Origin of the sequence: Proteus vulgaris, assembly GCF_033708015.1 — a bacterium.
In the GTDB taxonomy this organism is placed as follows: domain Bacteria; phylum Pseudomonadota; class Gammaproteobacteria; order Enterobacterales; family Enterobacteriaceae; genus Proteus.
In genome coordinates this window covers 150,372-171,551 of the sequence record NZ_CP137921.1, presented here as the reverse complement: position 1 = coordinate 171,551, position 21,180 = coordinate 150,372, and the positions used below count along the sequence as shown (strand labels likewise).

Here is a 21,180-nt window from a genome sequence, read left to right as displayed (position 1 = left end):
CCACCTCCGTAACCCAACTATGGAGACGGTGTAACCAGCGATAGTCGCCAATAGATGAGGTGGCTAGTGTCATAGCCTCCTCAATCTTGGTTTGAAGAGCCGCAGCTCTGTGTCGCCACTCTTCTGAATATTTAGCCTTTCGCGCCATCAGTTTTCCTCTTTCTTTTTCCCTCCCTTACCAGCTTTAGCGAGCTCTTGCTCCAACCCAGAAATTTTGGTCAGTGCATCATTGAGTCTTTGTTCGAGGCTCTTGGCCTGCTGGTCTTTTTCCTGCAACTGACCAGCCATCATGCCTTTGTCTTGAACAAGAGCGCGAGCTTCTGCTTCGGCGCTGGATAATTTGGCGTCCAGCTTTTCTACCTCTCCAGATAGGCGCTGGCACTCTCGTTCAGCGGATTCGCCATGAGCTTTGGCTGTGGCAAGGGAGTCCTGTGATTGGGCCAGTTTGGCCTGTACATTTTCGAGCTGCTCTTTCAACGATGTTTTTTGTTCCTGAGCGGCCCGGAGCTTTTCTGTCTGCTCTATACTCTTGCCTTTTTGCTCCTCCAACTCACCCTCTGTAGTTGCCAATTTTTGGCTCAAAGAGCGATTTTCGCTTTTAGCTTGCTCCAGGTGATCCTGTGCTCGGGTCAGATCTGCGGCTTTCGCCTCCAGCTTGCCCTCCAACTCAACGATCCGCTTTTCCAGCTTATCAATGTCAGCCAGTGAGCGTTCTAGCTCCGCAGACTTGAGGGATAGCGAGTTTTCTGCCTTACCAAGGGCCGCATCGAGCTCTGATTTTTTGTTGGTGAGAGCTTCAAGTTGTTCCTCCAGTAGCTCAGCCCGTTCGGTGGCATCATTTGCCATGTCCACGGCTTGCTGCATATCTTCCTGGTACTCAATTTCTTTCTGTCGTAGCAGTTCACGCTCGCGCTCAAGCTGTTCATCGGCGCTTGCTTTGGCTACCGTATAGATCTTCTGTAGGAAGAGCTCAGCATCGCTCATAACCGATTCTGGAAGGACTACCTCTACCAGCTCTTCATCGAGGGAGTGTTCCTCTGACCACTGTTTGAGATACGTTGAAATGGTGGTAAAGCTCCCCTTGCCAATGATGTCTCTGATAGCGATGACCGTTGGGCGTTTACCGGCGTCCTTGAGCTTTTGGGCCGCAGCCGCTACATCGTCAAACTCAACCAATTTTCTTGCCATGAGAACGTTCCTTTTAATTTGTAATGTTTACGATAATTACGATAATACGGTAATTATCATAATTATATATCATGCTGCTGTCGATTGGAATTGTTTGTGTGGGACAAAGCCCTTCCGGCTGCGGAAAAGCCTTGTTACGCGGTCACGCTGATTCATCCAGGGAAGGATTCGATAGTGACTCCACCGAAGGTGCCAAGGATTTCCGATGCCGCTTTATCAGATCGAGTTTTGCGTTGTTCTGAGGCGTCAAAGTTACGAAGCAATTTGAGCTGAACATCCTTATCCTGGAGCACGATCAGGGGCATTGGCGCGGTAACGGTTTTGAGTACCCCTGCGGCCATGACGTTTGCCACCGGTTGAACCTTTACTTCCCTTCGCTCCCGGAGATAAGGCTCCGGGGTGCTGGCGATCTTCTGGATAAGCTGCTCCAGGGGAAGTTGATAGTCTGGCCCAGATCGCTCCAGCTCCTCTCTGATGCGTTGCAAAAGCTCCTCTTTTACGGGCTTCTTCAAGGAGTCCTTCCGTTGCCAGGTGAAGCGGATAGAGTCGATGTCGCCATTGGTATAGCACCGAATTTGTCTGTAAAGGTGGAGAGTCATGACACCAGGGCAGTCCGCTCGAAGTGCTTCAAACCTCTCTTGCCTGGTGGGGTACGTCGAGATAATGAACTCCTCGATACCAGCTTTGGCCGCGTTGATGCGTTCAACCGTCGCCGCAATTTCGTCAGCTACACCAATCCTGGAAGGGGAGAACCAGAGTACCCCCACGGTGCGCCTGGCAGACTTCTGCGAATAGTCTGGGTTGATGTGAAGATCTCTGTAGCTGTGCGCTGCCAGCTCAAGAGCTTCGCGCCCAGTTTGTTCAGTTACGACAATCTTGTTGACGGGCTCGTTCTCCATTCCTTTTCCGGTAGGAGGGATGGCCGCAACTTTTGCGTACCGTGGCGGTAGTCGTTTGATAAGAGAGGACAGGTTCGTTAAGTCGCGGCACATGGCCGAGAATTGTTCTGATATGAAGTTTTTAGCCATGCTGCCGCCTATGTGTGGGTTTGTTCTAACAGTTCATTGGTTACATAGTAGACAGATTTAGACCATCATGCAACGAGGGGGAGGGGCAAGAATACGCCTCCGCTTCGCGTCGGCGGGTGCCCTGTTTGACCTTCGTGTGTGAGATTAGATTGAGAAAGAGAGAGAAAAAGAGAGAAAAAGAGAGAAAAAGAGAGAAAGAAGAAAAGCGCGGGGCAAGCCAGAAATGTGGCTGAGGGGGACTGCTGGGGTGGGGCTGGCACCCTCTATACCCCACTTTGCATGATGGTCTAACTTTGTGGTTATAGGACGACTTTTAGAGTGCCTAGATTTGCTCGATTAGGACAAATTTCGGTCCATCCACGCTGATTGGCGTAGCAGCGCGATGGCATCAGAAGGGGTAACTTTCCATGCGTTGGAAAGCTGGCGAACTGCGAAGACTGCGAGCTCCATTCGGTCGTCATCATTGATGAAATTCTGGAGCTGGTTTCCTCGCTCACTAAGGATGATCGCAACACCGGCCTTGCCGTTGTTGTAAACCGCAAAGCTCTTATTCTTCGCGTCGCCGTGATAGGAACCCTCAGCCTTGCTACGCAAACCAAAGAGAACGCTGCAAAACGCCGTCAGTTCGCCGCGAGTGAGCTGCACCGTGATCTTGCTTTTCCAGTCTGGGCTGGACCCCGATGCCCTGATCGGCGCAATCTCGATGCTGACCGTAGGATATTCACCTCTGGTTAGCGTGTGTTGCACATTCAGGCCGGTGCGTTTCGCGGGGTCCTTCTGCCAGTCTGAGAAAAATTTGAGACTTTCGCCGTAGGATTGTTCTGTCATTCCAAATTACCTTTGCTTTGAAGCTCCTGGAGCTGGACCACGAGGTCACGTTGGACTTTGGCTATCTCTGTCACCAAGTCGGCGGTGGCAATAGCGTCGGTCGCTGCTGAATGGGCTCGACCTTTCCAGCTCACACCTGCCTCGCAGGTGGCATCCGCAAGTGAGATTGTGCCGTGCCGGTTGGTTGAGCCAAAGGCATCAGCCGCCAGCTTCATCGCGCACAGACAGTTCTGCTCTTGCCACCAAGAGAGTTGGTCTCCAAATGCACTGGCTGTTTGCCTCAACATCCTACTGTCGAAACTGGAGTTAAATATCACCAGATGACGGCCCGACAAAAGCCGGGCGAGAGCTGGCGCAACTTGAGTCCACGTAGGCTCATTCGACAGCTCAGTCTCGGTGATGCCATGAACACCCATTGCCTGAGGGTCTATTTCCACGGTTGGCCGTAATCTGGTGCAGAGGAGAACCGCGCCTCTGATGTCAGTAACAGCCAGCTCGATCACCTGGTCTCTTTCACCAAGTCCGGTCGTCTCGGTATCGAGAACCAGAGGTTCCAGAGCGACCCACCTTTGTGCCATGACAGAGGCCTTTGCCAGGTTGCTACGCATTCTTGCCTTGACCGAAAGGATGGATTGCGCCCTTATTTGCTTTTGTGATGCCGGTGAACAACCCCTTCTCCGCATTGGTTGGCAATCTGCTATCCGGTACACTCCAAATTGGCCACCATACCCGTTTTTGTAGAACGAAACTGGCTCTACTCCTGGCTTAGGCTTCATCCGAAATTCGTCCCTGAGCCGTCCTTTTGAAAAGCACCTATCGGCTTTCATGGCTTCGGCTCTGGCAAGTTCGAGTTCTTCATCATTCATGCTGTTAATCCGCTATATCGAGGCGTTGGCTCGCTCTCTTCAAACGCTCATCGCCGCGTCTGTCATATTTCTGGGTAGTTGCAATGCTTGAGTGGCCCATTGCGTCCTTCACGGTCACAATATCCTCACCGTTATCCAGCATCGAGGAGGCAAAGGTGCGTCGCAGGTCATGGGGCGCAAACATCTCCAGACCGGCTTCAACTCTTCTGGTCTCCAAGATGTGGTAGATGGCCTGATCCGACATCCGCTCTCCAGTCACATCATCAAACCGCCTGATCCTCGGGAATAAAGGCCCTTCATGCGTTCCTCGAACCTCTTCAACCCACTTATCCAGTCTTTTCCATGCGCCACCAGGCACATACGCCATTCTCTCTTTGTTGCCCTTGCCAAGAACCTTGAGAGCGCGGTCCTTGTAGATCATGCTTCCCATGTCCAGCGCAACGATTTCCGAGCGGCGCAAGCCACACCCGAGGAGCACCCCGAGAATGGCCGCATCCCGAAGCCCTTTGGCGCTTGAATCACTTTCACATGTGAAAAAGAGGCTGCGAATCTCATGGCGTTCAAGTGCCCGCCCTTTAGGAAGTCGAGATCCACGTACTGAACGGACTTGCTTAATGTGCTGGAAGCTATCCGTATCAATTTGCTTCATCGTCCAGGCTTCAAGAGCCACCCCTTTGAGCGCTGACAGGTAGGTGTTGATCGTTGCCGGAGCCTTCCCTGCATCCCCCAGCATTTCCAGCACCGCCAATATGTGGTGCCGCCTCATTGAGCTCCATGCACAGTCACGAAGGTTCTGAAACCCGATCATCTTGGCGACAATGTTGAGGAATGAGCTCATGGTCTGCCTGCTTCGCTTTGACCCGAGGCTCACCAGATAGGCGACGGCGGGGTTGTCCTGGATGTTCCGGAGCGAGCTCGATGACGGCAACAGTTCACCGCGAATGCTTTGTTCTGCCGGAACATTTACTTTCGCATGTGAAACTAGCTCTTCCTTGTCATTGTTTGTGTCGTGCAAAGTTACCTCCTAAGCCCGACCGCAACGAGAAGAAAATCCCATATTTTGAGGTGAAGAGGTAGTTCCTCCTCCATATGTTGCGTTTCGTAGCTTTGCATCAGTGGTTCAAACTTGGTTGGATTGCACAGCAATTCGTAAACTGTTCGGTTGGGCTTGGTGATCGGCTTATTCGGAGTGAATCCATGTTTGTTCTGGAGGTACAGCGCTACCGCGCCACTTCTGGATTCTCCGTAATAGCAATGAACGAAGATCTGATCGATACCGCTACCAACCAATCCATCCAGGAAGGTGGACAGCTTTTCAGCCTGGGATGAGTCAATGTAAGAGGCGTAATTCATCCGGAACGCTGCCTTCATCGTGTGGATGGTGTTCTCAGAATAGCCGCCGTCATAGAAGCTATCGCGGTACAACTGCCCCCACTGTCCGAGAGCGGCAGGGGACTTGTCTGGGTCAGTTATGGAGATCATGGCCGCACCGGGAACCGGCTCCAGTCTTTCGGCCTCCGCTTGACTAATGAAAAAGACTTTTTTGCTAAGCATGTCCCATCATCCCCTTACAAGGATGTGTTGCGAGTAGCTCACGCGCCTGACTTTGCCCCTCTTGAGTATCTACAGGAGCGGTCGTATACACACCTCCATGCCGCAAGTCCACAATACTGGTCCGACAGCAAGAACCTACGTTCTGAACTTTATTGTCCGAATCCAAACCAGCAAAAGTATGGCACGGTCCAGGGAATGGTTTCCTGCAAATAGAGCAGCGCTCAAAGTTCTTATCGAGGATTCTCTTTAAAACTTTCTCAAATTTGTTTTTGTTTAACATCGAGTTCTCCACACAAAGTTACTGGCCGAGCATCCCAGCCAAGGTGGTCTGCTGGCCTTCGCTACAAGGTGCAAATCCGGCAAAAGCACCGGCATTAACCTTGAGCTCATCAAAGCGTCCATCGGTGTCCCGGTAGTACACCTTACGTTTTCCAATTCCACCTTCGAGGTTTGCGGCCAACCAGGCGATCACTGCATCAGCATCGTTCGTAACTGATGCTCCCTGATCCAGATCGATAAGTACCAGGTGGGTGTCCGTCTGGAGTGCCACTTCAAAGGTCGCTCTTACATCAAAAATCACTGGTCGCGCTCCTTGTAAAAAGTGGGCATTCAGCACCACCTATCCTATTCCAAAAACTCTACTTTTTCAAAGATACATTTTAATAAGTAGAACAACAGCAAGAAGAACTTAAATTTATTTACCGTAATTATCATAATTACGGTAATACGGTAATTTTACAGATTTAGATGGAATGGTATAAGATGTCTCGCTGGAACATACTTGCTGAAAAAACGCTTAACAACGATAGTGAAAACATCATGTACAGGTGCGAGAGATAATATGTATAAGAGCCTTGAAGATCTGATGGCGGGTATTTACGAGATGGCAGCGCCAGATGGCATCATCTGTAACGAGGTTTCCAAATTCCTTGCGGCCAACCAGGTCAAGCCGGAAGACATAAGCTCTGGGATCTGGTTTTTCCTGTGGCTGAAATCAGCTCCCAAGGATGCGAAGCCAATCCAAAAAGAAATCCCCGGATTTGGAGTTGTTCTCAACATGCCGACTTATGGCGGAACGCTCAACGAAGCAATCACAGGGTTGATCGAGAACGAGTGCCGTCAAATAGAGCTCGCTGAGGGACATCCGAGCCTTGAGGCTTGGGTTGAATCAGTATTAGCCGGTCGAGATGACGGAGAGGAAAATGAAGCTGCGGCCAATATCGTGGATCTGCTTAATGGGTGTCACGACCTACTGGATACAGCAATAATCAATTACCTTTTTAAGGTGGGAAAAATCAACGAGCAAGAGATTTTGTCGCTCATCTATTATGGAGAGCTATGTGACCACTCTCTTGTCGGTACGCCTTTTTCAACGTTACATATCCCGAGTGAAAATAACGTCCACGAACGTAACATCATCCCCATTAAAAAAGGAGCCAGTTAGGCTCCTTTTTGTTACTCAGGGTTTGCTTTGAGAAACAACTTCATTCCAAGTATGCAGCACCTTCGATAGGTGCTGATGCTTTCTGGTGAAGTCCTTATCATCCAAGAGTGCTTTAAATGGCGCGTTCAGGTCACTGCATGTGACGTTCTTGCCGATCACAGACAGGGTATCCTGGAGTGATCCACCAGCAGCATCAAGCCCCATTCTATCGACGGTCTCACTACTCACCATTGCCTGGACAACATTGGTGAATGCCTTTGAGTTGAGCTGCTCAACGCTCAGGGCTGTATTGCATTTCTGCTCAACCGCTTGCTTGTACTGGATGGTGTACTTTGCAGTGATAGGTGACATGGTGTTCATCGCAAGTATGTATGCGTCTACCTCACTGGTCGGTAATGTCGCGGCGTAGACTGACGAGCATGATGCGGCTGCGGCCATTATCAAAGTTATTACCTTCTTATTCTTCATTTCTCTGAAATCCCCCTTTAAAATATGGAGCTACAACTCATTTGTACCAATCATAATACTATTGATTTCCAAAAGTATCTCTCTCTACTGACTCTATGATGGCTCGCCTTCCAAACACTTGGCCGCTGGCGTCGGTTAGCTAGACTAACACCAGCGTATTCAATGAATAACTAGCCAAAAACCTTTATCAATTCTTTAATTGTTCTGGCAGACTCCATTTCCTCCATAATCTTTTCAATTCCGACGCCGGAATCCAAATTACTTCTGTACTTTTTAGCCAAATCACAAAGTTCAGATTTTAACTCCTTGCAATCCAGATTAGAGATAAGAACAGCATTGAAATTAGCCTTAAACAGTCGAGAACCATACATCACAATTTCTACAGGCCAGTACCAGAATGGACTTAGCGGCTTGTAGCTCGCAACCTCGTCTATTTTGTAGTGACGACCTTCCGAATCATAAATGTCCATCAGCTCAAAATAACCGTTCCTCAAAGACTGAATAGTACATTTCCCGAACTCGGATTCTGATGCCACTACGAAGAGCGACCTTTTCTTGCTGCTCACAAGCAGCGCTGGAAATTCAATTTGCACAACCGCATCCCTCATCATTTATTGAATCAGCTAAACCACCACTAACAGGAGAGGCTTGAGCTACTTTTGCCCATTCAGGCGTCCCGTGCCACCAACGACCAAATGCGCTATATGGGGTAGGTCCATTGCCGTGAATGTTTTGGTGAATATCTCTTGGAATGGACTTCAAGTTCCAAGGATGGTTTTTTATTGAGTCAGGAACATATTTGCCAAACTTGCCATTTCTCTGAATAGCCCAATGGTGAAGCTCATTACCTCGTGGAACCCCTTGAACTTTCCTTACTCTGGGTGAGACATTGCTCCATTTTTGGCTTAATTTGAACCACGATTTACCGGAGCTGGCATGTCTGAAAACTCCTGACGCCCAGCCGCCACCTATAGCCCCAATCGCTCCGGCGATTCCAACTTTTGACCAACTAACACATTTCCAACTCCCATTATTTTCGATTAGTTGGCTAAGTAGCTCCAACCCAGCTCCAATACCTGCACCAACAAACGCAAATTCACCCGTCGGGTCGGTATTGGACATAGGGTTTCCATGCACATACCCGTAGGTGTTTACTCCATCGATCAGGCCAAGAGGGTCGCTGGTAATGTACCGCCCGGTCGCTGGGTCGTAGTAACGCCGCCAGTTGTAGTGGAACCCGGTCTCCGCGTCGTAATACTGTCCTGGGAATCGCAGGTTGAAGGTTGGCCCCTGGATGATGATGCTGGCCTTACCGAACGGGCTGTAGCTCGCCTTCCAAACGACTTGGCCGCTGACGTCGGTCAGTGCCTTCGGGGTGCCCAGGTGATCGACGTGGACTTGGTAGGTCTGTCCTGACTGAACAAAGCCCAAGGGTGTCCCATCGAGCCAGATGTACTCCGCCAGCACGTCTCCAGTGGCCGCGTCCAGCTCCTCGATGAGGTTTCCTGCCAGGTCGTAAACCAGCAGCCGGGTATGCCCGTTTAGGGTCTTGGTTACACGCTGATCCAGATGGTTGTATGTGTAGCTTACAGTCACTCCCGCGACCGTTGCGGCCACCAGCCGGTTCTGGCTGTCATAGGTGAAGGTATCCGCCCCCTGCTTCGTCAGGTTGCCATTGGCGTCATAGCTTCTGGAGGTTTGCCCGGCCTTCACCAACCAGTTGTTCATGTAGTTGATGGTGTAGCTTTGGCTCAGGCCATCGGTCGTGATCGAGGTCCTGTTGCCGGTGGCGTCATAGCCATAGCCCAAAACGCCATAGATCCCCTCAGCAGAGGTGATGCGGCCAACCGCGTCATAACCGAGTGACTGATTGACTGATGAGCTGAGATTGTCGTCTATGGCTGAAATCAACGAGTCTGGCGTGTACCGATAGACCAGCGAATGCACCCTAGCAGCGTCGATGCCGGTGACACGGTAATCGAGATCCAGAGTGCGGCTTTCTGAAATGCCGTTCCCTCTGACCATACTGGTGACGGGGCCAAAGGGCGCTCGCTCAATCTGGCTTGCCAGGTTTGTTGTGGTGCCTGCTTGTGTCGTTGTCACCTCGATGACGTCACCGGCTGAGTCACGGGTGTAGGAGACCTCACGGCCACTGGGATACGTGATCTTCGTGACGAGGCCTGCACCATCGTATTGGTACTGGGTAGTCAGGCTCTGCCCGTGGGTTTCCCAGGTTTCGTAAGCCAGCCATCCTTCGGGGGTGTAGCCAAATCTCCGGACACCGTTGCCATCATCGACTGAGGTCAAGCGGCCTATGCCGTATGGTGAGGTTGCTTCGTCGTACCCGTACAGAATTGGCGATTCGCCAGCGACATCGCTGGAGGTTTCGATGATCCGGTTCAGCGCGTCATAGCTGTAGCTTGTGGTTTGCCCCTTGGCCGTTTTGCGCGTTGCCACGTTACCGGCTTCGTCATAGGTAATGTCGGTGGTGCCGGTGTCCGGGCTCCGGACCTGGGTCACTTCGCCAAAGCCGTTGTAGCTGTAGTAGGTCAGGCGCGAACGAGGGTCGGAGACACGGTAAACATCGCCGGTATCCTTGTAGAGCACCTGCGTGACCTTCCCGAGGGGATCGGTCGTTTGTGTCCGGTGATGGAAGCCGTCGTACTTGTAGGAGTGTGTGTTACCAGAGGGACTGGTCTCCTGTATCAGGTTTGCCACCACATCGTAGGAAAACGATGACTGATTGCTATAGGCGTCGGAGACACTGGAGAGCCAGCCGACTTCGTTGAAGATCCGGCGCTCTATCCAACGGGTCTGGCCCAGCGCATCGAGCAGTCGCTCTTCTACTGGGTTCCCGAGGTCATTGAGCTCAAGCTCGCGCCGGTTGCCCTGTGCATCTGTTTCCGCCACCAGCCGATGTGCAGCGTCGTACTCATAGCTGACGGTTGCACCATTTGGCTTGGTCAGCGAACTCAGGAGGCCCACAGCATCATAGTTGTAGACCGTGGTTCCTTCTGGCCCAGTGGAGCTGACAAGTCTTCCTCTGGCGTCATAGGTGAGGGTTTGGGTTACACCATTGACACCCTGAATGGTCCCGGCGCGACCGTTCGCGTCGTAGTCACCAAACTGCGTCACCTGCCCCAGCGCGTTCGTTGTCCGGATCAGGTTGCCCTGGTCATCGTAGTCAAATGTCGTAACATCGCTGACGTCGGTGCGCGGACCATCAACCGAGGCCAACAGGCTCGGCTTTCCTGTACCAACAGGGGCATAGGTGTAGGTCCATGTCCGGGAAGCGCCCGAGCTGCGATCAGTGACCTTGCGGCTTATCACCCGGAGATGAGTGTCGTAGGTGAGCTCAGTGATCCTGGTTGGTTCTGTGATTTTTGCCGGGAGCGACTTGGAAGGAAGCCAGTCGGTCGTAACCTTACCCCCGTCCTGGTCTATCTGGGTGGTTTCCAATCCCCGGTCGTTATGGGTGAACGTGCGCTTCTGCCCAGCGCGGTCAGTAATGCTGGAGACGAGGCCTTTGCTGTCGTAGACGTAGGTTTCCTTGCCGCCCACAAAGCCGGTACACGGCGCACCCTCAACCACATCAGGCTTGAGCATCCCATTGTGGCGACTGTAGGTGTATCGCTGAACGTGGCCGAGGGCATTGGTGACAGAGACGCTTCCGTCAGCGTTGTAGCTTACCTGAGTTTTCTCTGCGCCCCCGGCGTGTTCGCTTAGAACCGCTCTCCCCTGAGTATCATATCCCCATGTGGCGAAACGGTTGCCGTTCTCGTCCACCAGCCCAGAGAGCAAACCCGGTGCATTCGGGTCATCGTAGAGATAGCTGCGGCTCGTATTGTCCTGGTAGATCACTTCCGCCAGCTTGCCAGCGCTGTTGTACTGGTACTGAATACTGCCACCAGCAGGATCGGTGACACTGACCATGCGGCCATCTTGATACTGGAACTGGATGGTGCGGCCAAAGCCGTCAGTGATCGAGGATAGCTCTCCGTTCAGATAGCTCAGGGTGATGTGATTGCCGTTGGGCTTCTCGATGCCGGTCAGTCGTCCGGTTTCATCATAGGCCTCGACTACCCCGTCAGATTGAGTGTAGCGCCAGCCGGTAGCATCCTTCGTCAAGGTATCATCGGTTTTCCATGTTGGCACCCAGACAGAGGACGAGTTGTAGAACGCGAGTTGTTGCCCTTCTGGCCGGTGCAGGACAACCATGTTCTCACCGTACTTCGAGGCGTTGACCTCGACGCTCCGCGAGTAGGTATGCCGCCAGCCGCCGAGCTCTTCATCAGGAAGGTGGCTATTGTAGTATCTGGTGAATGTGAAAGGGTCGGAGCCTCCGCTTTGATAATCCAGTTCAGCCTGGAACTTGTTGCCGGTGCCAAGATGGATAGGGTTCCCTACACACATGGTCGTTGTTGGTAAGCCGAGATCCCTGTCCAGGAACGGTGTTTTATCCATCTCACCCGGCAGAACATAGGTTGAGCGCCAGTAGACCGTAGCTGGGTCGCCAGTGCAGGTAGTGGGGTCATAATCGCCAGTAGCACCTAGATACTTAAAACAGATCCTGGAGACATAACGGCCATCACCATAACTGGCAACCGGATAAAGCGCATCCCCAACTGGCGTTCCCTTCCCTTGCTCCTCACCAGAGCGATAATTCTTCATGAAGGAATGCGCGTCTATGATGGTGTTGAAGCGCATTTTGTCTACTTCGGTGCTCACGGCTACAACCCGCCATTGTGCAAAAGCAACGCATGGCAAAGTTGCGAGCACCACAACGGCCAATGACCGCAGGTTTCGCATCAGTAAAAGGGAAGGTCTCGATCTCATTTACAGCTCCAGTTTTTATGCTGGAGCTATTTTCAGGTGGGAGAGTCGTTATCAACGACTGCGTTATTGCCCTTTTAGGGTATGAATACGTGATTTGGAGAGGTTGTGTATTCAGAACAAATGAGAAGCAGGTTACTCATTTCGCTCAAACACTGTGACAAGAACACGTTTTTGGTTGTCGTCGTTGATCACCATCAGGTACTTGAACTTGGAATCTCTATGGCCCCAGACTTCCACGTTATCTACGCGGCCATACTTTCTGGCTTTATGGCGAGCCACTTTCTCGTCAAAGGGCTGAACCTGTAACTCTGGATGCTGGAGGCGGCCAACAAGTGAGGCCCACGGTTTTTTAGGGTCTCCAGAGGTTATCCGGGCCTGATACTGATCGATGGCATGTTGAGTAACCAGGACGGGGCCAATGGCAGGTGTAGATATTTCGTCATGGGTCTGGGTATAGGCTTGCTTGTCCACATCGAGGAGCTCAATGTTGCCCTCTCCCGGCTCATCCATAAACTCCATGCTCTGCGAGACTTCAATAGTAGCGCCCTTTAAACGCCCAGTGAGGCAAGCCGCAAACTTGAAAGCAAAAGCCTTGGTGGATTTGCCCAGCGCCAGCTTCTTGATTGCACCTTTGGATACCACCAGCTTGTAACCAGCACCAGCACCTGGCTCTCTGCAAAAAACCTGTTTGTCCAGCGCCAGATAGCGAATGGCTACGAGCTCAGCCAAAAGATCCGCTTCTTCGTGGTCAAAATCAATATGGACATCAAGGATGCCTTTCCGTTTTGTACCAACGCGCCAGAATACAAGGGCTGAATTATTTGAAGTTTTCTTCGAGACGGTAGTCAATGTCATCATGGTCTATTTCTCCATTGTCGGGATAATGGTCGGCATCGCCGCCAGCCCCCCTATTCGTTTGGGTTCATTTAGATGCTATCACGGGTTTTAAAAATGCAACCCCTAGTGTCACTCTATTTATGGTCCCATGTATTTTTATAAGCTCGGGCTAGGCGTTTCTCGATCACTTCTGACAAACTGCAACCATCGACTTCTGACAACCGCTTCAAAATCCTGTGGGCTTTATCGCTTATAGTTATGCTTTTACCAACACCATATCCCCTTCTGCGACGTTGCCTAATTGATGTCCCGAGTTTATTGATTTGCTCTGCTGTCAGGTATTTATTAATCCATTCAGTGAGTTCTGATGGTGATCGCCCTATGCTGTTCAGGCTGTCCACGGCTTCAAGTTTCTTATCGAATGGGACGTCACGCCAGAAAGCTGGGCGCGAAGCAGCTCTGAGGAGATAGATCGCCGTAGCCTGAGCATCTTCATTGGATACTTTCAAAAAATCACCTTTTCCGTTACATGTCACACTTACCTTATCGTGACATGTAACACCTCAAACTGCAAGTATAAAAAAAGGCCAGCTATTGCTGGCCTTTACGTTCATTGTCGCAGTTACTCTTTAGGCGTTGTGATGCTTTTTTTCCTTCTGTTTCTCATGGTAGAGATACAGACTGCCGCCAGTGACGACAGTGAAAAAAATGAGCAACCCCAACATGCCTAATGTGAAAGCGTCCATTTGACCCCCTTAGGAATTGCTGACCTTGGTTAAGATTATACCATAGATCCACAGGATAACCCCAATGACCAACACCAAACCGGCTTCTTTGACGGTTATAGTGTCCCCAGATACAGCCAATCCTACAAGGGGTCGTCTCAGAAAACGGAATCTATGGTCACTCCCGTTTTTGCAACACCGATTTTGACGACAAGTTGGCTTGCTTGAATCTATCCGGCGTCTGAATGGGATTTTATTCCCGCGCCTTGATGAGTTCCGCGCCTGATGAACCTCCAGAAAATATACGGCTTCAATGAGCCTTTCCGTTTTACAGGTTCCTCAACAGGCCGGTGGGCCGTTAGTATCATCAATATCAGTATTCGCAAAACCAGATCAGTAATTCTTTAAACCGGTGTATTTCTGCCGTTATGCTACATAAGTTTGCTGTCGTGCCGTTAGGGCCCAGGCTATTCTGGCCAGCTTGTTTGCCAGAGCACAAGTGACGACAAAGTTGCTTTTCCGGCACAGTAAATCCCTGACCCAATCGGCCAATTTGCCAGACTGGTGTTCCAGTTTTTGTATGAATACCCTGGCACATTGAACCAACAAAGTTCGGATCTTTTTATTACCTCGCTTACTAATTCCCAGCAATGTCGTCCTACCTCCCGTGCTGTACTGCCGAGGTACAAGCCCTGTTGCCGCCGCAAAGTCACGGCTGCTGGCGTACTGCTTCCCGTCGCCAATCTCAGTTGAAATAGTACTCGCTGTCAGTGTTCCGACGCAGGGAATGCTCAGCAAGCGCTGTCCAACCTCATCTTCGTCCAACTTTCGTTTCAACTGGGATTCCAAATCTTTAATCTGCTCAACAAGATAGTGATAATGCTGTTGTAATTTCAGCAATAACTGGCTGAGGTAAAGAGGCAAACTATTATCCTCAAGAATGGTACTCAGTCGGCTAATAACGGCAGCTCCTCGGGGAACGCTAATGCCAAATTCCAGCAGAAAAGCATGCATTTGATTGGTTGTTTTTACCTTATCCTGAACCAGGGATTCACGGACACGATGCAGAGCCCGCATTGCCTGCTGAGATTCCGTTCTGGGCTGCACAAAACGCATAGACGGACGCGATGCAGCTTCACAAATAGCTTCGGCGTCGACAAAGTCGTTTTTATTGCTTTTAACGAACGGGCGGACAAATTGTGGTGATATCAGCTTTGGGGAATGCCCCAACTCTTCCAACTTGCGTGCCATAAAGTGAGAACCGCCACAGGCTTCCATTGCGATGGTTGTAGCGGGGCATGTCGCCAAAAATTCGATCAACTTTGGCCGGGTAAATTTTTTACGGTAAACAGCCTTCCCGCGACGATCCTGGCAATGAATATGGAAAGAGTTTTTACCCAGATCGATACCAATGAGCGCAATGTTTTCCATGATAGTTCTCCGAATGAAAGCCTGTCCTCAGCATAGTACCGGGAAGGAGGGAGTGACCATCTCATTAAATAAAGCACGCTAAGCCGTAAGTAAGCGTGCTCCTGTGAAAGCCACAGCTAAAACTGCGTAGTACACATAGAGGTATTTTTTTCTAGATTTATATCGAATTTCGTTATCGAATTTCGCTTATTATTGATCAACTCGTTGCAGATCATGAAGGCGAAAGTATGACGAATAACCCTACCGATGACAGCAGACCATGGTCGGTCTTTCTTATTTTTCTGCGGCTTGGATTGACATCTTTTGGCGGCCCCATTGCGCACTTGGGCTACTTCCGCGCCGAATTTGTCACACGGCGGCGCTGGCTCTCCGAACGGAGCTATGCTGACTTGGTCGCGCTTTGTCAGTTCTTGCCAGGGCCTGCAAGCAGCCAGGTCGGCATAGCGGTAGGACTGTCTCGGGCTGGATACAGCGGGGCGCTGGCTGCTTGGGCTGGCTTCACGCTGCCGTCTGCCATAGCCTTGATCCTTTTTGCGCTCGGCATCTCCAGCTATGGCGATTACGTCTCGCAGGGCGCGTTGCATGGCTTAAAAGTGGTGGCTGTGGCCGTGGTCGCTCAAGCAGTATGGGGCATGGCGCGTAACCTATGCACGGATGGGCTGCGAGTCACCATCATGGCAATTGCTACCTGCGTCGTTTTACTTGTGCCGTCCGCGTGGGGACAGGTTGGCGTGATTGCTATCGCAGGCATCGCAGGCCGGTTATTGTTCAAGCCAGCGAAAGTTGTTGAGCATGACCCCCTACCTATCACGGTCAGTCACCGGGCCGGCGTGCTTTGGCTCTCGCTGTTCTTTGTCTTGCTGATTGGCCTGCCGGTGTTGGCCGAACTGATGCCAAGTCAAACCATGGCAATGGTGGATTCCTTCTATCGTGTCGGATCACTGGTGTTCGGCGGTGGTCACGTTGTGCTGCCATTACTGCAAGCCGAAGTGGTGCCCTCCGGCTGGGTCAACAATGAATCCTTTCTCGCGGGGTACGGGGCAGCTCAAGCGGTGCCCGGCCCTTTGTTCACGTTCGCCGCGTTTCTTGGTGCCTCGATGAACACCGCCCCGTCGGGCTGGATCGGCGGCATTGTGTGTCTGCTGGCTATCTTCGCGCCCTCGTTCTTGCTGGTCGTCGGATCAATGCCATTTTGGGAGCGTTTGCGCCGCAATACAGGCATCCAAGCTGCGCTGGCCGGGATCAATGCCGCTGTAGTCGGCTTGCTGCTGGCCGCGCTGTATCAGCCTGTATGGACTAGCGCCATCTTTCAGCCGCAAGACTTCGGCTTGGCATTAGTTGCCCTTGTCGCACTTATGTTCTGGAAGCTCCCGCCGTGGCTGGTTGTCCTCGGTAGCGGTGCAGCTGGGTGGCTGTTGAGCGTCGCTCTGTGAGGCACAAAAAATGACTGACAAAGACCTCTACGGCGGTTTGATCCGCCTGCACATCCTTCACCATGCAGCCGAGGAACCTGTCTTTGGGCTGGGGATCATCGAAGAGCTACGCCGACACGGCTACGAGATGAGCGCTGGCACCGTGTACCCGATGCTGCACGGCCTGGAAAAAAAAGGCTATCTGACCTCACGCCACGAACGCACCGGGCGACGTGAACGGCGTGTTTATGACATCACTGAACAAGGCAGAACTGCACTTGCTGATGCGAAAACAAAGGTCAAGGAGCTGTTCGGAGAGTTGGTAGAAGGTGGTTGAGTTTTTGCTTCTATGTCAGGTTGAGCTATACCCTAACTGGATTGTCATTTTCAGAAGACGACTGCACCAGTTGATTGGGCGTAATGGCTGTTGTGCAGCCAGCTCCTGACAGTTCAATATCAGAAGTGATCTGCACCAATCTCGACTATGCTCAATACTCGTGTGGGCTCTGTTGCAAAAATCGTGAAGCTTGAGCATGCTTGGCGGAGATTGGACGGACGGAACGATGACGGATTTCAAGTGGCGCCATTTCCAGGGTGATGTGATCCTGTGGGCGGTGCGCTGGTATTGTCGCTATCCGATCAGCTATCGCGACCTTGAGGAAATGCTGGCGGAACGCGGCATTTCGGTCGACCATACGACGATCTATCGCTGGGTCCAGTGCTACGCCCCGGAGATGGAGAAGCGGCTGCGCTGGTTCTGGCGGCGTGGCTTTGATCCGAGCTGGCGCCTGGATGAAACCTACGTCAAGGTGCGGGGCAAGTGGACCTACCTGTACCGGGCAGTCGACAAGCGGGGCGACACGATCGATTTCTACCTGTCGCCGACCCGCAGCGCCAAGGCAGCGAAGCGGTTCCTGGGCAAGGCCCTGCGAGGCCTGAAGCACTGGGAAAAGCCTGCCACGCTCAATACCGACAAAGCGCCGAGCTATGGTGCAGCGATCACCGAATTGAAGCGCGAAGGAAAGCTGGACCGGGAGACGGCCCACCGGCAGGTGAAGTATCTCAATAACGTGATCGAGGCCGATCACGGAAAGCTCAAGATACTGATCAAGCCGGTGCGCGGTTTCAAATCGATCCCCACGGCCTATGCCACGATCAAGGGATTCGAAGTCATGCGAGCCCTGCGCAAAGGACAGGCTCGCCCCTGGTGCCTGCAGCCCGGCATCAGGGGCGAGGTGCGCCTTGTGGAGAGAGCTTTTGGCATTGGGCCCTCGGCGCTGACGGAGGCCATGGGCATGCTCAACCACCATTTCGCAGCAGCCGCCTGATCGGCGCAGAGCGACAGCCTACCTCTGACTGCCGCCAATCTTTGCAACAGAGCCCGCCGTGCTAGTCTGCTCGGTGATGGTGGAGTGAAGCCAACCCGCAATCGGGTTATGAATCTGCATCGCGATTCGCAATCAGCTGTCTCTTGAGCATGTCGAACTCCTGCGATGTTATCTCGCCGTGCTCGTGCTGCTACACCAACTTGTCCAACTCATCCGCCACACCGCTCCCCACCACCTGCGATGGCCAGGTTGTTTGCTGGGCGCATTGGCGGAGTATCGTCTCGACCCGGGACACCCACACCGGCACAACCTTACGGGAGTGATTCACTGTCAAAGAATCGGCCCGGTGCTCTGACGCAAGTATCGGGATGGTCACCATTTGTAAGCCGTAGACCTGAGTGGTGATCAAGACTTCGATACCACCGACCGTACCGGTACTAATCGACGACGGTCGTGTTCGTCGCCTGCCGCAGGGACTCTGCACACCTCCGTTTACGCATGTGCCTGGAGGAGTTGGAAATCGTCGTGTTCGGGAAACATTAAACACAGGATGGCAGCGATCTGAGCCAGCACATGATCAGCTAGCTCACCATCCGGATCGACGGCCCACTGCATCGTCGCGCCAGCGATGACCGAGTGCAGGAGCAACTCAGCTGCCGCAGGAGCACCTGGGGGCAGTCGCTTGCGGATCCCCTCCACCACCGCGCGGTTCCGCTGGATCGCAAGCGTGCGTAGCTCCGGCACCTGGAGCTCGTACCAGGAGATGAGATAGTTCACCGAGAAGTCGTTGCGAGTGTTCATGCTCCGAACGAGCACCTGCAAAAATTCCCAGAGCCCTTGCGGCCCTGCGCCTATCGGTATCGCATTCAGGTAATGCCGCACCTGCTCGACGCCGCGCTCCATCATCCTCACCAGCAGCGTATCGCGGTTGGTGAAGCGCTGGATTAACGCTGCGCGGGAGAGCCCCACCTCCTTTGCTACTCCGCTGAGCGTGAACTCTATGGGACCGCAACGCTTCAGCACTACGGTGGCGGCCTCGAGTACCTCGTCATCGGACTTGAGCTTGGGGCGGGGCATCAGTGTTCACCTTCTGTATGGGTTGGGGCGGAGGCTGTGGCTGCCGCCGCCATTGTAGCAAATTGAAGACGGAGCGAGAGTAGAGCCACGAGCCCCGCAAACACGGCCGATACAACGAGGCCAGGGAGCGGACCAGCAAGGTCGACAAACGCGCCGGCCGCAAGCATAACCATGGGCGAGGCTGACAGCATCACCGCCGAGACCGTGCCGAGTACCCGGCCGAGAAGTTCTGGCGGCGTGCGGTTGTAGATGGCAGCGTTGAGAATGGGAGAGACTGAGCCGGTCAGCAGTCCCACGAGCGCGCCCAACAACATCAGCACCGGCACGCCTGGCAACTGTGAAAGCAGAAGCGAGCCCACCGCAGAGCCACAAAATGCCACCGCCAGCCAGTTCTGCGCTGATATCCGGGCGCCGACCGACGCATGAATGGCAATGCCAAGGAGACCACCAGCCCCCATCATTGAGGAGAACAGCCCGAGCTCTGCTACTTGGCGTCCTGCATCTACAAACAGCGCAGGCATGATGACGCTGCCGTTGGCGCCAACGATGCCCACGAAGATCATCACTATACCAAAGAGAGGGCGCAGCAGGGGTTCGCTCCAGAGAAAAGCGACGCCGGCGCGCATGGAGAGAGTCGCCGTCGTGGTCATCGTCCGAGCGGCACGCGCGGGAAGCACCCACGCGCCGAGCAGACCTGCAAGGACGGAGCAGAACGCCGTCAGCCCGAGCGTTGGCGCAGCGCCAAGCAGGCCGATTGCGGCCCCCCCAAGGGCCGGGCCACCTAGAATCGCGACGTTCCCGATCACCGCTTTCAGTGACGAGACGCGCTCAACGGAGAGCCCGGCGACGTGGCCGAGTTTGGGCAGCTCACTGTCCTGCGCGGCCATACCGGGTGCGTCGAACGCGGCACCGAGCACCACGCAAGCGATCAGCCCAGTGTTCGAGAGGGCGCCAACGGCATCGAGCAGTGGGATGCTCGCCATGGCCACGCCGCCCACCACACCCGAGATCAATGCGACGGGCGCGCGCCCGAACCGATCGACGAGGCCACCACCAACCCACGCGCCGATGATGGTCGCGATGACGCTGCTAGCGGCCGTGGCGCCCGCCCAGGCCGCGCTCTTTGTATGAGACAGGACGAACCATGGAAGCGCGAGGGCCGCCACCGCGTTGCCGATCCGGAAGAGAAAGGTCGCCGCGAACAGCGTCGCGAGCGGGCTATATCGACGTTCGCTCATTCCGCTGCGGCGAGCTGCGCCTTCGCCGCAGCGAGGTACTCTTCGTTACCCGAGTCGAGGGCGAAGAGTGCGTAGGTGACCGCCCCGAACGCAAGGCGCTCCGCGATGTGGTGGGCGAGCCGCGGCCACACCCGGCCACCGGCCGCTTCATACGTGAGGAGGAGCTTCGCGAGCCCCTCTTCACCAAAGACCATAAGGTGCGCGGCCATGTCGATGGCAGGGTCATCAACGCGGGCCTCGCTCCAGTCGATCATCCCGCTGACGCGCTCCGTGTTGTCGATGAGCACATGGCCCACGTAGAGATCGCCATGCACCACCACGGAGAAATCTGGCCACGACGAATCGTCGTCGAGCCAGCGCTGCCACCGGTGGAGGCGCTTGTCGTTCACCACGAACTCGCGTCGGACGCGGTCAACGTCGTCGGCCACCTTCTGACGGGCCTGCGTCGGTGTACGGATGAGCATCCCCGCATCCACGGCGGCGGAAATGGGGACGGCATGCAGGGTGGCGAGCGCGGTCGCGAAGCTCTCCGCGAAGACCTCCGAGTCCTGCGGCACGACCCAGTCGGGCGTGGACGAACCAGGCTGGATGACCATCGCAGTCGAGTCTTCGAGCATGGGATAGGCAACGAGCTCGGCGTTGGCCACGCGCCAGTCCGGCACCGCGAACGGCAGGCGATTCTTGAGCATTGCCAGCACCCGCGCCTCTGGTTCGACCTTCGCGCTTACCTCGGCTCGGCGCGGGATGCGCAGCACCCACCGACGTCCATCGTCGACGGTGGCGATCACGATCCTATAGTCGAGCCCAAGCTCATTGACAGTCAGCGGGCCATGGAGCTTGAGCCCATGTCGGGCTGCAAGTGCGTACAGTTGGGAGGTATCGGCGGTCGTGACTACGGTCATGATTCACTCCTGAGGGCT

23 protein-coding genes and 2 pseudogenes are annotated in these 21,180 nt (G+C 53.6%); 7 read left to right on the top strand and 18 right to left on the bottom strand.

Annotated elements, in window-relative coordinates:
• Window positions 1-147 precede the first annotated feature (147 nt).
• The 7 genes from SB028_RS20585 to SB028_RS20555 all read right to left on the bottom strand — a co-directional run bounded on the left by SB028_RS20585 (window position 148) and on the right by SB028_RS20555 (window position 6,044).
• Window positions 148-1,188 (bottom strand): DNA-binding protein, encoded by a 1,041-nt coding sequence (locus SB028_RS20585; protein ID WP_000101568.1) that lies wholly within the window; start codon window positions 1,186-1,188, stop codon window positions 148-150.
• A 152-nt stretch (window positions 1,189-1,340) separates the two neighbouring features.
• On the bottom strand, window positions 1,341-2,216 hold the full coding sequence (locus SB028_RS20580) for a DNA replication terminus site-binding protein (protein ID WP_001097010.1): 876 nt from the start codon (window positions 2,214-2,216) through the stop codon (window positions 1,341-1,343).
• A 336-nt stretch (window positions 2,217-2,552) separates the two neighbouring features.
• On the bottom strand, window positions 2,553-3,044 hold the full coding sequence (locus SB028_RS20575; protein ID WP_000139717.1) for a hypothetical protein: 492 nt from the start codon (window positions 3,042-3,044) through the stop codon (window positions 2,553-2,555).
• Window positions 3,041-3,910 (bottom strand): 3'-5' exonuclease, encoded by an 870-nt coding sequence (locus tag SB028_RS20570; RefSeq protein WP_000997323.1) that lies wholly within the window; start codon window positions 3,908-3,910, stop codon window positions 3,041-3,043. Before SB028_RS20570 ends, SB028_RS20575 begins: the two co-directional genes overlap by 4 nt.
• A 4-nt stretch (window positions 3,911-3,914) precedes the next feature.
• Window positions 3,915-4,925, bottom strand: coding sequence for a tyrosine-type recombinase/integrase (locus SB028_RS20565; protein WP_000543934.1), 1,011 nt, complete (start codon window positions 4,923-4,925; stop codon window positions 3,915-3,917).
• A 2-nt stretch (window positions 4,926-4,927) separates the two neighbouring features.
• Complete coding sequence (locus tag SB028_RS20560; protein ID WP_000949433.1) at window positions 4,928-5,464, bottom strand: hypothetical protein; 537 nt, start codon at window positions 5,462-5,464, stop codon at window positions 4,928-4,930.
• A gap of 298 nt (window positions 5,465-5,762) precedes the next feature.
• Complete coding sequence (locus tag SB028_RS20555) at window positions 5,763-6,044, bottom strand: hypothetical protein (RefSeq protein WP_000575657.1); 282 nt, start codon at window positions 6,042-6,044, stop codon at window positions 5,763-5,765.
• 261 nt (window positions 6,045-6,305) lie between these two features.
• On the opposite strand from SB028_RS20555, the gene SB028_RS20550 reads away from it, so the two are divergent.
• Window positions 6,306-6,908 carry a hypothetical protein gene (locus tag SB028_RS20550; RefSeq protein ID WP_000278322.1) on the top strand — a complete coding sequence of 201 codons (603 nt, stop codon included), beginning with the start codon at window positions 6,306-6,308 and terminating at the stop codon, window positions 6,906-6,908.
• Window positions 6,909-6,923: 15 nt separating this feature from the next.
• Here the strand turns inward: SB028_RS20550 and SB028_RS20545 are convergent, their stop codons facing one another.
• The 3 genes from SB028_RS20545 to SB028_RS20535 form a co-directional block, all read right to left on the bottom strand.
• Window positions 6,924-7,376: a hypothetical protein gene (locus SB028_RS20545; RefSeq protein ID WP_000791469.1), complete on the bottom strand. Its 453-nt coding sequence runs from the start codon at window positions 7,374-7,376 to the stop codon at window positions 6,924-6,926.
• Between the two features lie 170 nt (window positions 7,377-7,546).
• The gene (locus SB028_RS20540) at window positions 7,547-7,969 is read right to left on the bottom strand and encodes a hypothetical protein (protein WP_001165345.1); all 423 of its coding nucleotides are present in this window, start codon (window positions 7,967-7,969) and stop codon (window positions 7,547-7,549) included.
• Window positions 7,959-12,104 carry an RHS repeat-associated core domain-containing protein gene (locus tag SB028_RS20535; protein WP_317751710.1) on the bottom strand — a complete coding sequence of 1,382 codons (4,146 nt, stop codon included), beginning with the start codon at window positions 12,102-12,104 and terminating at the stop codon, window positions 7,959-7,961. The genes SB028_RS20540 and SB028_RS20535 overlap by 11 nt, the downstream gene beginning before the upstream one ends.
• Window positions 12,105-12,136: 32 nt before the next feature.
• On the opposite strand from SB028_RS20535, the gene SB028_RS20530 reads away from it, so the two are divergent.
• A complete protein-coding gene (locus tag SB028_RS20530) occupies window positions 12,137-12,370 on the top strand; it encodes a hypothetical protein (protein WP_176489330.1) in 234 nt (77 codons plus the stop codon).
• Here the strand turns inward: SB028_RS20530 and SB028_RS20525 are convergent.
• The 5 genes and pseudogenes from SB028_RS20525 to SB028_RS20505 form a co-directional block, all read right to left on the bottom strand.
• The gene (locus SB028_RS20525) at window positions 12,345-13,070 is read right to left on the bottom strand and encodes a hypothetical protein (RefSeq protein ID WP_000988731.1); all 726 of its coding nucleotides are present in this window, start codon (window positions 13,068-13,070) and stop codon (window positions 12,345-12,347) included. The genes SB028_RS20530 and SB028_RS20525 overlap by 26 nt on opposite strands.
• 113 nt (window positions 13,071-13,183) lie before the next feature.
• Window positions 13,184-13,558, bottom strand: a complete 375-nt coding sequence (locus SB028_RS20520; protein WP_000868820.1) for a hypothetical protein — start codon at window positions 13,556-13,558, stop codon at window positions 13,184-13,186.
• 120 nt (window positions 13,559-13,678) lie between these two features.
• Complete coding sequence (locus SB028_RS20515) at window positions 13,679-13,795, bottom strand: hypothetical protein (RefSeq protein ID WP_000338626.1); 117 nt, start codon at window positions 13,793-13,795, stop codon at window positions 13,679-13,681.
• 9 nt (window positions 13,796-13,804) lie between these two features.
• Window positions 13,805-13,924 (bottom strand): annotated as a pseudogene (locus tag SB028_RS20510) (permease); the annotation flags it as partial.
• Window positions 13,925-14,200: 276 nt separating this feature from the next.
• The gene (locus SB028_RS20505) at window positions 14,201-15,205 is read right to left on the bottom strand and encodes an IS110-like element IS4321 family transposase (RefSeq protein WP_000427623.1); all 1,005 of its coding nucleotides are present in this window, start codon (window positions 15,203-15,205) and stop codon (window positions 14,201-14,203) included.
• A 227-nt stretch (window positions 15,206-15,432) separates the two neighbouring features.
• On the opposite strand from SB028_RS20505, the gene chrA reads away from it, so the two are divergent.
• The 5 genes and pseudogenes from chrA (at window position 15,433) to SB028_RS20480 (ending at window position 18,350) form a co-directional block, all read left to right on the top strand.
• Entirely contained in the window at window positions 15,433-16,638 is a 1,206-nt protein-coding gene (gene chrA, locus SB028_RS20500) for a chromate efflux transporter (protein ID WP_000184001.1), read from the top strand.
• 10 nt (window positions 16,639-16,648) lie between these two features.
• Complete coding sequence (locus SB028_RS20495) at window positions 16,649-16,954, top strand: PadR family transcriptional regulator (protein WP_000130000.1); 306 nt, start codon at window positions 16,649-16,651, stop codon at window positions 16,952-16,954.
• A 43-nt stretch (window positions 16,955-16,997) separates the two neighbouring features.
• Window positions 16,998-17,063 (top strand): annotated as a pseudogene (locus SB028_RS20785) (EAL domain-containing protein); the annotation flags it as partial.
• 117 nt (window positions 17,064-17,180) lie between these two features.
• On the top strand, window positions 17,181-17,945 hold the full coding sequence (locus SB028_RS20485) for an IS6-like element IS6100 family transposase (RefSeq protein ID WP_001389365.1): 765 nt from the start codon (window positions 17,181-17,183) through the stop codon (window positions 17,943-17,945).
• A 165-nt stretch (window positions 17,946-18,110) separates the two neighbouring features.
• Window positions 18,111-18,350, top strand: coding sequence for a hypothetical protein (locus SB028_RS20480; RefSeq protein ID WP_031942717.1), 240 nt, complete (start codon window positions 18,111-18,113; stop codon window positions 18,348-18,350).
• A gap of 87 nt (window positions 18,351-18,437) precedes the next feature.
• Here the strand turns inward: SB028_RS20480 and mphR(A) are convergent, their stop codons facing one another.
• Genes mphR(A) through SB028_RS20465 form a run of 3 tightly spaced genes read right to left on the bottom strand, consistent with a single transcriptional unit; the run spans window position 18,438 to window position 21,162 of the window.
• Complete coding sequence (gene mphR(A) / locus SB028_RS20475; protein ID WP_001137892.1) at window positions 18,438-19,022, bottom strand: macrolide-binding transcriptional repressor MphR(A); 585 nt, start codon at window positions 19,020-19,022, stop codon at window positions 18,438-18,440.
• On the bottom strand, window positions 19,022-20,260 hold the full coding sequence (gene mrx(A), locus SB028_RS20470; RefSeq protein ID WP_000004159.1) for a macrolide resistance MFS transporter Mrx(A): 1,239 nt from the start codon (window positions 20,258-20,260) through the stop codon (window positions 19,022-19,024). Before mrx(A) ends, mphR(A) begins: the two co-directional genes overlap by 1 nt.
• Window positions 20,257-21,162, bottom strand: coding sequence for an Mph(A) family macrolide 2'-phosphotransferase (locus SB028_RS20465; RefSeq protein WP_001404365.1), 906 nt, complete (start codon window positions 21,160-21,162; stop codon window positions 20,257-20,259). The genes mrx(A) and SB028_RS20465 overlap by 4 nt, the downstream gene beginning before the upstream one ends.
• Window positions 21,163-21,180 lie beyond the last annotated feature (18 nt).

Bases quoted from the DNA above. Each gene is read 5' to 3' on its own strand.
- SB028_RS20585 (WP_000101568.1), bottom strand. From the start codon at position 1,188: ATGGCAAGAAAATTGGTTGAGTTTGACGATGTAGCGGCTGCGGCCCAA.
- SB028_RS20580 (WP_001097010.1), bottom strand. From the start codon at position 2,216: ATGGCTAAAAACTTCATATCAGAACAATTCTCGGCCATGTGCCGCGAC.
- SB028_RS20575 (WP_000139717.1), bottom strand. From the start codon at position 3,044: ATGACAGAACAATCCTACGGCGAAAGTCTCAAATTTTTCTCAGACTGG.
- SB028_RS20570 (WP_000997323.1), bottom strand. From the start codon at position 3,910: ATGAATGATGAAGAACTCGAACTTGCCAGAGCCGAAGCCATGAAAGCC.
- SB028_RS20560 (WP_000949433.1), bottom strand. From the start codon at position 5,464: ATGCTTAGCAAAAAAGTCTTTTTCATTAGTCAAGCGGAGGCCGAAAGA.
- SB028_RS20550 (WP_000278322.1), top strand. From the start codon at position 6,306: ATGTATAAGAGCCTTGAAGATCTGATGGCGGGTATTTACGAGATGGCA.
- SB028_RS20545 (WP_000791469.1), bottom strand. From the start codon at position 7,376: ATGAAGAATAAGAAGGTAATAACTTTGATAATGGCCGCAGCCGCATCA.
- SB028_RS20530 (WP_176489330.1), top strand. From the start codon at position 12,137: ATGGCAAAGTTGCGAGCACCACAACGGCCAATGACCGCAGGTTTCGCA.
- SB028_RS20525 (WP_000988731.1), bottom strand. From the start codon at position 13,070: ATGATGACATTGACTACCGTCTCGAAGAAAACTTCAAATAATTCAGCC.
- SB028_RS20515 (WP_000338626.1), bottom strand. From the start codon at position 13,795: ATGGACGCTTTCACATTAGGCATGTTGGGGTTGCTCATTTTTTTCACT.
- SB028_RS20505 (WP_000427623.1), bottom strand. From the start codon at position 15,205: ATGGAAAACATTGCGCTCATTGGTATCGATCTGGGTAAAAACTCTTTC.
- chrA (WP_000184001.1), top strand. From the start codon at position 15,433: ATGACGAATAACCCTACCGATGACAGCAGACCATGGTCGGTCTTTCTT.
- SB028_RS20495 (WP_000130000.1), top strand. From the start codon at position 16,649: ATGACTGACAAAGACCTCTACGGCGGTTTGATCCGCCTGCACATCCTT.
- SB028_RS20485 (WP_001389365.1), top strand. From the start codon at position 17,181: ATGACGGATTTCAAGTGGCGCCATTTCCAGGGTGATGTGATCCTGTGG.
- SB028_RS20480 (WP_031942717.1), top strand. From the start codon at position 18,111: ATGTTATCTCGCCGTGCTCGTGCTGCTACACCAACTTGTCCAACTCAT.
- SB028_RS20465 (WP_001404365.1), bottom strand. From the start codon at position 21,162: ATGACCGTAGTCACGACCGCCGATACCTCCCAACTGTACGCACTTGCA.